The 12,491-nt window shown below is 65.6% G+C and carries 9 protein-coding genes; 3 read left to right on the top strand and 6 right to left on the bottom strand.

Translation table 11 applies throughout. The features are described from left to right. Window positions 1-7: 7 nt before the first annotated feature. A complete protein-coding gene (locus HAH_RS08485) occupies window positions 8-1,765 on the bottom strand; it encodes a MutS-related protein (RefSeq protein WP_014040552.1) in 1,758 nt (585 codons plus the stop codon). 35 nt (window positions 1,766-1,800) lie between these two features. Beyond that, window positions 1,801-2,418 (bottom strand): zinc ribbon domain-containing protein, encoded by a 618-nt coding sequence (locus HAH_RS08480; protein WP_023843296.1) that lies wholly within the window; start codon window positions 2,416-2,418, stop codon window positions 1,801-1,803. Between the two features lie 194 nt (window positions 2,419-2,612). Here HAH_RS08480 and HAH_RS08475 point away from each other — a divergent pair, with 194 nt between their 5' ends. Both HAH_RS08475 and HAH_RS08470 read left to right on the top strand, forming a co-directional pair. Next, window positions 2,613-3,749, top strand: a complete 1,137-nt coding sequence (locus HAH_RS08475; protein WP_044951868.1) for a PAS domain-containing response regulator — start codon at window positions 2,613-2,615, stop codon at window positions 3,747-3,749. Window positions 3,750-3,925: 176 nt separating this feature from the next. Then, window positions 3,926-4,663 carry a sporulation protein gene (locus tag HAH_RS08470; RefSeq protein WP_014040549.1) on the top strand — a complete coding sequence of 246 codons (738 nt, stop codon included), beginning with the start codon at window positions 3,926-3,928 and terminating at the stop codon, window positions 4,661-4,663. 23 nt (window positions 4,664-4,686) lie between these two features. On the opposite strand, the gene HAH_RS08465 is transcribed toward HAH_RS08470, so the two are convergent. Beyond that, on the bottom strand, window positions 4,687-7,521 hold the full coding sequence (locus HAH_RS08465; RefSeq protein ID WP_014040548.1) for a DEAD/DEAH box helicase: 2,835 nt from the start codon (window positions 7,519-7,521) through the stop codon (window positions 4,687-4,689). A gap of 176 nt (window positions 7,522-7,697) precedes the next feature. Between HAH_RS08465 and HAH_RS08460 the strand changes: the two genes are divergently transcribed. Further along, window positions 7,698-8,546, top strand: coding sequence for a class 1 fructose-bisphosphatase (locus HAH_RS08460; protein ID WP_014040547.1), 849 nt, complete (start codon window positions 7,698-7,700; stop codon window positions 8,544-8,546). 19 nt (window positions 8,547-8,565) lie between these two features. Here HAH_RS08460 and HAH_RS08455 read toward each other — a convergent pair whose 3' ends face one another. The 3 genes from HAH_RS08455 to HAH_RS08445 are packed head-to-tail and all read right to left on the bottom strand — an operon-like array spanning window position 8,566 to window position 12,362. Beyond that, window positions 8,566-9,315 carry a metallophosphoesterase gene (locus HAH_RS08455; RefSeq protein ID WP_014040546.1) on the bottom strand — a complete coding sequence of 250 codons (750 nt, stop codon included), beginning with the start codon at window positions 9,313-9,315 and terminating at the stop codon, window positions 8,566-8,568. 48 nt (window positions 9,316-9,363) lie between these two features. Beyond that, window positions 9,364-11,085 carry a hypothetical protein gene (locus HAH_RS08450; protein WP_014040545.1) on the bottom strand — a complete coding sequence of 574 codons (1,722 nt, stop codon included), beginning with the start codon at window positions 11,083-11,085 and terminating at the stop codon, window positions 9,364-9,366. After that, the gene (locus HAH_RS08445) at window positions 11,082-12,362 is read right to left on the bottom strand and encodes a Single-stranded DNA binding protein (RefSeq protein WP_044951866.1); all 1,281 of its coding nucleotides are present in this window, start codon (window positions 12,360-12,362) and stop codon (window positions 11,082-11,084) included. Before HAH_RS08445 ends, HAH_RS08450 begins: the two co-directional genes overlap by 4 nt. Window positions 12,363-12,491: the final 129 nt, after the last annotated feature.

Below are 12,491 nucleotides of genomic sequence, written 5' to 3'. Positions count from 1 at the left end.
AACTGCGCTACTCGTCAGTCCAGAGCGCGTCCGAGAGCGTCCGCTGGACCGCTTCCTCGCCGACAGCCGTGGCGAGCGTCTCGAACCCGTTGCGTTCGACGGGGTCCTTTGCGTTCGCAACGAGCCTGGAGACGATGAACTCCGGCGTGGACTTCCCGACAGTGCCAAACCGGGGCTGATAGTCGACCTGTAGTTCGAGGTCCTGATTCAGCCCTTCGGCGAAGATGCCATCGACACGGGCCTCGACAGGCAGCGGTTCGAGATCGTCCGCGAGGTGAGTGACGAACACGCCCAGCGCGTCGCGGTCGACGGTCAGCGTCACGAGTCCGTGGAGGAGATCGGCGGCGGAGCCGGGCTCGGTGATAGCCTCGAACTCGTCGACGAGCATCAGCGTCCGGTCGCTCTCGGTCAGCGGCGGCACGACCGAACGCAGCGTCGATTCGAGGACGCCGGCGTTGAACGACGCGTGCCGGCGGTGGAACACGACGGTGTCGACGATGCCCACCTCGGCGGCCTCGGCGGGGACGGGCAGTCCCATCTGGGCGAGCAGCTGGACCTGGCACAGCGTCTCCAACAGGGTCGTCTTCCCGCCGGAGTTCGCGCCGGTCAGGACGGCCACCCGGTCGCCGCTTGGCGGCTGGTTCGCCCGGTCTAGGTCCAGTGTGTGGTCGCCGATAGCGTAGGTGACCGGCTGGACGCTCTCCACGTCGGCGATGGTGAGGTTCCGGGCCCGCTTCACCGCGATGGTCTTGCGGTCCTCGACGAAGGCGGGCCGCGTCAGGTCGAACGCGATGGCGAAGCGGGCGAGCGACACTGAGAACGCGATGTCGTCCACCGCCTCGATGGCGGCGTCGATGTCCCCGCGGGCGTCCGCGAGGTCGTCTTCCAGCCGGTCGGCGACCGTCCCCTCGCGCTCCCGGACGTCGCTTCGGAGCGTGCTTCGGAGTTCCCGGAGCGCCACGTCGACGAAATCCCGCGCGTCGGTCGCCTCGCGGGGCATCGCGTCGCGGACTCTGGCAGCGTCGATACCTGTCTCGCCCGTGACGTGCCGGACGAGCGCGTCCTGGAACTCGTCGGGCCGCCGAGCGCCCTCCTGAACGGCCTCGACGACCTCCATTGATGCCGCTGCAAGATCCTCTATTTGCCCGAGCTGGTCGCGCAGGCGGTCGAGTTCCTCGTCGGCCCCTTCGCCGACGGACTCGCCGTCGCCCGCGAGGCCGGCGAGCGCCGCCCGGCCAGCCGTCAGTGACTCGCCGTCGAGGGCCGCTAACGGCTCGAACACGCCGCTCTCGATGCCAGTGTCCCGGAGTGCGAGCGCCACGTCGACTGCGGCTAGTTCACCCCCGTCAGCGTCGAACGCGTCGAACGCGTCGAGAACGGCCCGCTGGTCCGCCTCCGAGAGGTCGGCCCACGTATCCCGCGCTTCGAGCACGTCGTCCAGCCGCTCGTCCATCGCCTCGCGGGTCGGTAGCGGCGTCAGCACCCGGATGCTGTCGGCCGCATCTTCGGTGACCGCGTACTCCTCGGCGAGGTCGAGTAGTTCCTTGTACACGTCGCGGGTATCTCTGGTGGCGAGCAGGTCCATCGACTCGGCCCCGGTCGCCCGCCGGAGGATGCGCGTCGCTCGCCCCCGGGAGAGGCCGGCCGTGGTTAGCGCACGCGTATCCGCCGACTCGATGGCCTCGATAGCCCGCTCGACGCCCAGCTCCTCGGTGAGCAGTTCGGACGTCTTCGGGCCGATGCCCCAGTACTCCTCCAGTCGCATGCACGGGTGGACAACGGCGGCCCGCTTAGGCGTTTTCAGTTGTCGGGCTCGTCGTCGTCGATACCGAAGCGCTCGTGCAGCGGCCCCGGCTCCCCGCGGGCCTGCCGGTCAGCCCGCCGGGCCGCGCGGCGCGCGATGAGTGCTCCCAGCGTCGCCGGAATCGCAAGACCGAGCGACACGAGCGCGGTCTGTTCGGAGACGACTGACGGGCCATCCGACAGGAGGACCTCGTAGCCGACTGCGAGCACGACGACGGCCACGCCGGCGACGACGAGGTACAGCCCCCGGGCCAGCACCTCGCTGGGATTACGCAGCCGCGAGAGATACGCGGCTGGACCGAGCCAGCCGGCCAGCAAGACGCCGACGGCCACGGGAAGCGAGAGATCGCCGACGAGGATGACGACGGCGTACAGTACGAGCGGCGCAATGGCGATGCCGAGCGAGAGCCCCGTGAGCGTGACTGCCCACGTCGGCGCACCGGCGTCCATCGACTCGAGCGTCTCGGTCAGGCGTTCGTCAAGCATCTCCGTCTGTTCGTCGGTGAGTAACGACGCGTCACAGTGTGGGCAGGCCATCGCCGTCGGCTCCAGCGGCTCGCCACACTCCGGGCAGGCGGGGTCCGACGCATCGCGCCACTCGGTCATATCCCCCATTGCACGCCGAGCGCTTTGAGTAGTCCGGATAAACCATTGCTATTAGAATAGTATAAATTCGGACACACTTAGAGAAAGTACGGCTTAAGAGATCGTAGAGCGGTTGCGTTGCCTATCCACTTAGTTAAAATTTAAATGTCATGATTGGTGCGAACTATGCAAAGAGATAATCCATTCGGCTGCTATCATGATATATGGGGGAGGTTAGCATTCTTCTTGTGGACGACGACGAGGCCCTCGCTACAGTGACGGCTGAGCTACTTGAACGTGAAGACGAGCGGTTCACGGTCGAAACTGTCCCAAGTGCCACCGATGGGCTACAGGCTATGGATCGTTCTCTTCCTGACTGTGTCGTTTCAGACTTCGAGATGCCCGAGACAGACGGGCTTGAATTTTTGCAGGCGGTCCGTGAGCGACACCCGCAACTCCCGTTTATCATGTTCACCGGTCGAGGAAGCGAAGAGATTGCAAGCGATGCCATTTCTACCGGTGCGACTGATTACTTGCAGAAACAATCCGGAGCTGAGCAGTACGAGCTGCTAGCCAATCGAATAAGCAACGCTGTCACGCAGTATCAGTCGAGAAAGCAACTGGAGGAAACCACAGCAGAGTACGCCGCTGTTTTCGAGAACACGCGAAACGGACTCCTCCTCGTCGATGTTGAACAAGACGGGTTCCGATTCCGGCGATGCAACTCACGAGTGCTTGAGTTCACTGGCCTCGTAGAGTCAGAGCTTATCGGTAAGACTCCAGTTGAAGCACTTGGGGAGAAAAATAGTAGAAAGATCGCTGGTGCGTACCGGAAATGCGTCGCCACGCGCGAGACAATCGAATATACGCTGACACTGGACCACCCGGTCGGGGAAGTCATCCACGAAGTCAGCGCTACACCGATAATCTCTGACGGCGAGGTCGAACAACTGGTCGTTGCGTTTACTGACATCACCGAGCGTCACAACCGCGAACAGGAACTACTGGAGGAGCGTGCGGTCATCCAGCAAGCGCTCGATGCGCTGGAGGACCCACTGTTCGTCCTCAGTGCAGATGGGCACATCGAGCACTGCAACGAACGGGCGGGTGAGCTTACAGGCCACACCGGACAAGCAGCCGAAGGGCTGCCGATCACCGACCTGTTTCCAGAAGCCGAGCGGGAGGCGATTACCGACGCGGTCCATCGGTCTCTCGATCGCGGGCGAGCTACCGTTACGGCCGACCTACTCACCGACGGCGGGCACCGCCGTACGTATGAGTTCAGCGGCCGCTCTCTCACCGACTTGGACGGCAACACGGCCGGGGTCGTCATGATAGGTCAGCGTACATCAGACGACTGATCGGTTGCGTCCGCAGTGGAACCGACGGCTCCAAACGGCTATGTCAGGGTGAAACGGTCCCAACTGGCTCTCTCAGCCCGGAGCCGGACGTGCCCGGGCACTCTCGTAACCCCATTCTTTCGATAGCGTCGCTCCCTGAACTTTATACTCTGTGACGGTCGAATTTCACAACACGAATGAAAGACGTGCTCTCCAGAATCGGCATCGGCTCGGCCACAGTAGACACGATTCTGCCGACGGATACCGTCAGAGCCGGCGAATCCGTCCAGGCCGAGGTCCACGTCGAGGGCGGGTCGACGGATCAGGATGTCGACGCGGTCTACTTCGCGCTGGAAACCGAATATAAATCCGACGAGGGGTACAAGGACGCCATCATCGATCAGTGGCAACTTACCGAACCGTTCACTATCGAAGCGGGCGAGAAACGACGTTTCGAGACTACTATAGATATTCCCAGGGAGACGCCGGTGACTACGCGCTCGACGGCCGTCGAAATCGAGACCGGCCTCGATATCTCGATGGCGGTCGACCCCGGCGACGAGGATTACATCGAAGTCGAACCGACACACCGCACGCAAGCGGTGTTCGACGCGCTGGATTCGCTCGGTTTCTCGCTCCATGCCTCGGCCTGTGAGGCGACGGCCGGGAGCCTGTTCACTACCTCGGCGAACTTCGCTCAGGAGTTCGAGTTCCGGCCCCAGCGCGGCGAGTTCGCCGGCGCGGTCGACGAGGTCGAGATCGTCCCGGTGTTCGACGACGACGGACTTACGCTGTACGTCGAGGTCGACCGCAGCGCCGGACTGCTTTCGGAGGTGACTGATGCCGACGAGCGACACACGAAACTCACGATAGAAGCCCCTGACCCTGACGGTATCGAGCCACGACTTGCGGAAGCGATTCGGGAACTGAGTTAGCCTGCTGGCGTACTGTGCCGCTCTCAACCCCAGAACGACTGCGTCCGTGCGTACTCCCGCTCCTGTCGGAGGATGTCCCGGTAGAATTCGTCTTCGTCCTCCCGCAAGCGGTTGATGATTCGGGCGGCGTTGTGGGGCCCGACCCCGCGGGCGGCCAGCGCGACCACCGCCCGCTTCCCGTGGCTCTGGACCAGCGAGGCCGAGCGGTAGGCTCGTTCGGTCATCTTCTCCTGCTCCTCGTCCTTGTCGTCGGTCCGGACGGCCGAGACGACTTCCTCGGCCCACGGATTCAGCGCGGCGATGCGGGTCGAGCCACACTGCGGACACGACGGCTGATCCCGCACGCGCTTGACCTGCTGTTTGCGGTCCCACTCCTTGCAGTGCAGACATGCGAGGATGACGCGGTCACTCTGGATGCGCTCCTTGACGGTTTTGATGACGCTCGCGTCGGCGTTCTCCGGTGAGAGGAGTTCCCGCCCGGAGGAACTGCCGCCGGTCCCGATGGGCGTGTGCTCGCCCACTGTTTCGAGCGCCACGTCGCCGCGCTGGATATCCCGGAGGAGGTCGGCTGTCGCTTCGATAGCGAGGTCCTCGTGGCGAACCTCGCGCAGGGCTTCGTCATACATCGGCGTGTCCTCAAGCGCTGCCAGCAGGCGGTCACGGCCGAAGTCAGTCGACCCCCGGCCCCGCCAGCGCTTGAGCGAGCCGAACTTCGTCGCCACCTGCGCGAGCTTGAACTTCAGCGCGTCGGCGTTTTTCAGGCTGAGTTCGATGAGTGCTGGGAGGTGGTCAGGATCGGTGTCCTCAATGACTTCGATGACATCGCCGGCGGTGATCCGGCGCGGGACCTCCAGCGTAATCCGGTACGGGTCGACATCCATCGCGACCGACGACCCTGCCCGTTGACCGAGCAGCGCCGAGAGGACCCGGCCCAGCGTTTCGTTGATTTTGTGCCCGTAGCAAGCGTTGACGATGACCTCCCGGCCGTGGAACTCCACCAGAATAGTCGTGTCGTCCGGAATCGGCCCCTCGTGCTTCTCGACCTGCGAAAGTCCCTCGGCGACGGTCTCCGGGCCGGCGGCATAGCGAGTCGCCACGTCTCTGGCGACGGCCTCGGTGTCCGCGCCGTCCTGGAGTTGCCGACCAGCCACACGACGGAGTTCGCCGACTTCCGCGGCGACGGCTCTCGGAACCGGAATCTCCTGCCCCACCCACGACGGGACCTCACCGGCGGGGTCTTCGATGGGTGAGACGGTCACGACTTCCTCTTCCTCGTCGATGTTCGTGATGCGCCACATCTCCCCGCGCTGGACGAACACCTCGCCGGGCGTGGCGAAGTTGACGACGAACTTCTCATCGAGGGTCCCGACCTGCTGGCCTGAGGCCACGTCCTCCACGTCGTATGTGGCCTCGTCGGGAATCATCGAGAGGTTCTGGTAGAAGTACTGCCAGGTCCCGCGGCGTTTCTCCAGAGTGTCCCGGTCCTCGTCGAGCCAGATGACGTTGTTCGCTGCGAGTTCCTCGACGACCTGCTTGAACTGGGCCTCGTCGAGGTCCCGGAACGGGTACGCGCGGGTCAGTATCTCGTAGGCCCGAATCGCCCGAATTTCGCCGGTATCCATCACCAGTCCGGCGATCTGGTTGGCAACTGTGTCGAGGCTCCCGTCGTGGATTTCGGCGGGCTCGACATCGCCGGCTTCGGCCTGTCTCGCTATCGCCAGCGCCTCCAGCGTGTCGTCGGTGTCAGTCGTAACGACCGTGCCCGAGGAAACGAGGTCCCGGCGGTGGCCGGCGCGGCCGACCCGCTGGACGAGGCGGGACACCTGCCGGGGGCTGCCGTACTGGACGACGTGGTCGACGTGGCCCACGTCGATGCCCAACTCCATCGAGGACGTACACAGCAGGGCGTCGAGGTCGCCGGCCTTGAACCGGTCCTCCACGTCGATGCGAGCCTCCTTCGACAGCGAGCCGTGGTGGACCCCGAGGTCAGTTCCGAGCTCCTTGAACCGCGAGCCAAGCGCCTCCGCTGTTTGTCGGGTGTTCACGAACAGCAAGACCGATTCGTTTTCGTCGATGAGGTCTGCGATGAACCGGACGTGGCTGGCCGTTCCCGCGTCGGTGACGAGGGAACTCGACAGTTCCTCGTCCCGGTCAGTAATCTGGGGCCGGACCACCTCGATGTCCAGCCGGCTGCCGATGTCAACTTCCACGATGGCACACGTGCGGCCGCCGGTGAGAAACCGGCCGACCTCGTGTGGGTCGCCGACGGTCGCCGAGAGGCCGATCCGCTGGAACCGCCCGGACAGTTCCCGGAGCCGTTCGAGTCCGACCGTCAACTGCGCGCCTCGCTTGGCCGCAGCGAGCTCGTGGACCTCGTCGATGACGATATGTTCGACATCCTCCAGCGCAGTTCGGAGCTTCGACCCGGTGAGCATTGCCTGGAGCGTCTCGGGTGTGGTCACGAGCACGTCCGGCGGGTCGTTGGCCTGTTTCTGGCGCTGGTAGTCCGTCGTGTCGCCGTGGCGGACGTCTACTTCGAGACCGAGCGTCTCGCCCCACCAGTCGAGGCGCTGGCGCATGTCGCGGTTCAGCGCCCGGAGCGGCGTGATGTACAGCGCGCCGATGCCAAAGCGGTCCTCGGATTCGGCCAGCGCGTCGAAGACCGGCAACATCGCCGTTTCAGTTTTTCCGGTTCCGGTCGGGGCGACGACTAGCGCGTCTCGCCCGTCAGCCAGAGTTGGAATCGCCTTTCGCTGTGGGTCGGTCGGCGTCGTGAAACCGCGCTCGGAGAGCGCACTGCGGACGGCCGGCCCGAGCGCAGTGAAGGCGTCATCGCCGCGAGCGACCCCGTCAGTCATCGCCCCCCTCTAGCGACTACACCGGGTTAAACACGTTGTGTCATATTCTCTCGTCCCCCGTCGGTAACCAGGGCATTACGGGCGTTGCGGGGGAGAACGGGTACAGCCTTATGTCGTTGCCCTGGGATATGTGGAACCATGACTGACGCCTGTGCAACTGCGGCCGGTGATGGCCTGTGAACACGCTTGATGAGATCGAACGGGCGGTAAAGGACACGGCCCACTACGTTAGCGGGAACCTGGCGAACTACGCCAACAGAGCCGCTGGCGAGAACCCGAGTGGGGAGCAACAGGTCGGTGGCGACGTGTGGGCCGATGACCTGTTTTTCGACGCACTCGCGTACATCGACGGCATCGGCGCGTACGCGAGCGAGGAACGTAGCGACGTGGTCGATTGCGGTGAAGGCTACAGTATCGCTATCGACCCGCTCGATGGCTCCTCGAACCTCGCCTCGAACAACTCCGTGGGGACGATAATCGGGGTCTACGACGCTGAACTGCCCGCGGCGGGCCGGGAAATGGTCGCATCACTGATGGTGCTGTACGGCCCATACACGACACTGACAATCGCCCGGTCCGACCGCGATGTCGTTCAGGAGCACCTCCTCCGGGACGGGCACAGCGAGCGCTGGGGCCAGTTCGAACTGCCAGCAGAGGCGACGGTAGTCGGGTTAGCGGGCAAGACTGGCGAGCGAAGCGACGCGTTCAACGACATCGCCCAGTCCTTCGAGCGGGACCTGAAGCTCCGCTACGGCGGCGCGACCGTCGCCGACCTGGCACAGGTGCTCGAATACGGCGGGCTGTTCGGGTATCCGGTGACGTCGGGGTATCCAAACGGCAAGCTCCGGGTCCACTTCGAATCAGCGCCGCTCGCGTACCTCGTCGAGGCTGCCGGTGGGGCCTCAAGCGACGGCTCGAAGTCCCTACTTGACGTCGAACCGGACGGTATCCACGACCGGACGCCGACGTTCCTCGGCAACACCGAACTGGTCGACGAACTCGAAGCGGAACTTTCAGAGACCTAAACGGGTCCAGACCCCCCGCTCAGACCTGTCGGTAGGCCCCTAACCGCGTGCCATCAAGCAGGAACGCCTCGGTATCCGCCATGCCCTCGGGCAGGAACGGGGCGAGGAACTCCTGGCCGTCGACGTTGACCCACGTCCCGCCGGAGTGGTCGTTAAACGCCGGAAAGACGACGATGTCCGGCGCGTTCTCGACTGGTTGGTCGAACTGTTCGGCGAAGGGCTCACTCACCAGCGAGCCGCGGAGCCAGGCCCGCTCCTTCTGGGCCCCACCGACGCTGTCTTCGAGTCGGACGACGGGATGTTCGTGGCCGACACAGACGACATCCGCTTCGAGTACGTCCGGCGCAGGCCAGGTGTGGCCGTGGGCGAACCCGACAGCGCCGATGCGGGTGCCGTGTCCCGGCGTCACTTCGACGTCGGCGTCGAGGTCAGACAAGACTGGCTCCAGACCGCCGTCGTGATTCCCTTTCACCAGTGTCACGGGCACGTCAAGGGCGTCGAACAGCGTTTCGAGCTCCGCTCGCTCGTCTGCGAACGGGTCGCCGATGGCGTGGCCCAGGTCGCCGATGACGACCAGCCGGTCGGCCCGGGCGCGTCTCAGGCATGTCAGCAACCGCTCCCGGCGGGCCTCGGCGGCCGACTGGAGTTCGACCCCCTCGTATCTGAGCCCTGCTTCGATGCCGGCGTGATAATCGGCCACCGCCAGCAGTCGCTCCCCGTCAGTATCGACGGTGGCCGCCGGGACGTCGGGAAGCGGTTCGACACGCATCTGCGCTCGGTTGGGTCGCAGGGGAGAAAAGGACCGCGGCTCGGTGCGTCAGATGGGTGTGAGCTTGCCGTCCTCGGGCTCGTAGCAGCGTCCGCCCATCAACGCGTCTTGGATGGCGTCCTCGACGGCATCGGCGTCCGCGCCGTGGCGGCTCACGACCGTCGAGCGGAGTTCCTCGCGGTCGGCCCCACTGCCGTCGTCGAGGTCATCCATGACCGCCATGACGGCGTCTTCGAGGTCCACGTCCTCGGTAGGCGCGTCCTCGCTCGCCGACTCGTCTGGTGTGGTTTCGTCGGCTGCGGCGTCGGTCGCTGTTTCGGGCGTCTCGGCGGGTGCGTCGCTTGTGGCCGCGTCAGCGGTCGGCTCGGGGGACTCATCGCCGGCCGGTGCACCGGGCGAACCGGGTGCGGGCTCGGCGTCGGCGGCGTCTGCGGGCGCGCCCTCCTGGGCCGCGTCGGCCAGTTCTTCGTGGTCCGGCGTCTCGATGTCGGCCTCGCCGGGCTCATCCACTTCCGTCCCGCTCTGGAAGTCAGTGCCGTACTCCTGTTCGATTTCCTCGCGTTCGTCCTCGTCCAGTTCGAACTCGGTGTCGAAGTCGCCGAGGTCACCGCCGTTGTCGGGTTCGGACGACGACTCCGGTTCGTCCTGTCCCATCGCGTCGGCGTCGGTCACCGGCTCACTCGACACCGGTGGTTCGTCCACGGGCTCGCTCTGTTCAGGCGTCGAGGACACGTCCTCACCCACGGACTCACCCGGCGTGGTTTCGTCGGCTGCGGCGTCGGTCGCTGTCTCGGGCGTCTCGACGGGTGCGTCACTCGTGGCCGCGCCGGCGTCTGGCTCTGTCGACTCGTCGCCGACCGGTGCGCCGGGCGAACCGGGCGCGGGCTCGGCGTCGGCAGCGTCTGCGGGCGCACCTTTCTCGGCCGCGTCGGCCACCTCCTCGTCTGTCGTCGGCTCAGTAGCGCCGGACTCGGTTGCCGTCGCGTCTCCCTCTGCGTCCTCAGTCGCCGTCTCCGGGGTGGAAACGTCAGTATCGAGGTCGAGAGAGGCAAGGAGCGGAATCGGGTCGTCGGTCCCGTCGTCCGGTGACAACGACAGCCCTTGCGCCTCGTCCGTGTCGCCGGCGACGACGCGAGCGGCGTCGAGCGCCGTCGTCCGGAGCGCGTCGAGGTAGTCGCCGGTCGTGCCGTAATGATCCAGCGCGAGCGTGATGCCGGCCGCGGCACTCTCGTCGATGCCTTGGTCCAGCAGCGCGAGGCGGAGTTCGTCGCCGGCTAAACCGGCCTGTTTCGCGCTGGCCATCTGTCCGATGCGCGAGACGGTCTGCTCGGCGGCCTGGACGACCCAGCGGTCCCGCGTGTCCGCGTCGACCTCGCTGATACTCTCGGGTCGCACCGAGGTGAACACCCGGTCGCTGTCGTCGGGCTGGAAGGTGCGGGCCTTGCCCGTGACGGCGACGAACATCGGCGGGTCGGCCCCTTCCAGAAACGCCAGTTCGTCGGGCTGGTACTGGCCGGCGTAGATGACGAACGGGCCGGTCGGGTCCACGACCCGGGCGCGCAACACGTCGTCGTTGACCTGTTCGAGTTCGGTGAGGACGCCGACGAGGAACAGGCGGTTGACCCGCGCGCCGGTCGGCGTGACGACGTAGTTCGGCGCGCGCTCCTCGTCGGACTCCGAATACGAGAAGTCGGCGTCGTCGAACTCCGCGGCGAACAGCCGATGGGCGACCTCCCGGCGGCCGGGGCCGCTGTCGCCGGATTCGCTCATGCGTCTGCCTCCTGTAGGAGGGCCTGCGCACGCGTCGCCGGGTCGTCGTCGGCCTCGGTAAAGGTCGAGGCGGTGAGGTTCGCGCCGTACTCGTCGACCGACAGCGACCCGCGGACGACGTACTCGCGGCCCACGATGCGGTCGCTGATGCGCTCGGCGACGACCTCTTTGTCCATCGCGTCGCGGGCGTGTTCGCGGGCGTCGTCGAGGTCGCCACCGTACACCCGGGCGGTCAGTTCGTCGTCGAGCACCGCGGTGACGGTGTCGGTGCCGTCGTCGAGGATGGCCTTCGTCCGCAGGTCGTCCTCGCCCTCGACTGCGCCGTGGGAGCGACACTGGCCGTTCTGGATGACGCGGCCACACTCCGGACAACGCTCGATGAGGCCGGAGCCGTCCCGCACCTCGATGACGTTGCCGGCCAGTTCCACGTCGAACAGGCCGCCGCTCTCGACAGCCTCCCGGATGGACATCCGGGGCGCGTCTTCGGTGACCTCGACCGTGCGGTCCAGCGCGGTCACCGTCGAGAACTCCGAGACGTTTACCGACGGCGCACCGCGGAACTCGCGGACGAACGTCTCGTCGAGGCGCACGGACGCCCCCTCCTCGATTTCGTCGTGAGGCTCCCAGTCGGTGAACGGGAGCCGGCCGCTCTCGTCGCCGAGGACGCCGCTGAGAATCGTCGTCTCGCCGTCGCGGCCGTCGATGACCTTCTGCTCGCACTCCAGCACCTGCACCTCCACAGTGATGCCGCGGTCACCCGGTGCGAGGTCCTGCAGCGCGGCGCGGCCGCCGACCTCGTAGTCGATGTCGAGCGTCTCGTCGACGACTTCCGGGTCGGTGCTGTCGCCCAGATTGAGCTCCGGCTGGCCGTCCCACTCGCGGACGCCGGCGTTGCCGAGCCGGACGGTCTGGCCGGGCTGGAGGTCGCCCGAGAAGCCGTCCCAGGCCGTGTAGGATATCTTCCCCGTCTCGTCGGCGAGTTGGCCCTCGCGGATGACGTGCTGTTCCCCGTTGTACTGGATGGAGCGACGACCCGACGTGAGCACCACGGCGGTGACCGTCACGTTCGAGTCGTCGGTCGACACCTCGCTGATGGCCTTGCTCGACGGCGTGCCGTCGCCGCTCGAGCCGCCATCGCCGTACTTCCGTCTGAGGCTCTGCTTGGCCTCGTCCATCGGGACGGAGTAGTTCACGAGGTTTTCCAGGTCGCGTGTGACCTCCTCTTTGTCAACACCGAGGTCGGAGGCGAGCTCCTCGGCATGGTCTTCGAGAGACATCGACTGACGGTTCGACGGGAGCACTCAAAAGCGTTTTCGGCCGGCCGTGCAAGTCACGACCGTTCACACCTGTTCAAAATCGCCCACAATTCTTATTTGTGATACTGTAATCTCTCAGGATATGGGCGT

It is taken from the genome of Haloarcula hispanica ATCC 33960 (assembly GCF_000223905.1).
Classification (GTDB): domain Archaea; phylum Halobacteriota; class Halobacteria; order Halobacteriales; family Haloarculaceae; genus Haloarcula; species Haloarcula hispanica.
Note: the sequence above shows the minus strand (reverse complement) of the source record. Positions and strands in the feature narration are given on the sequence as shown.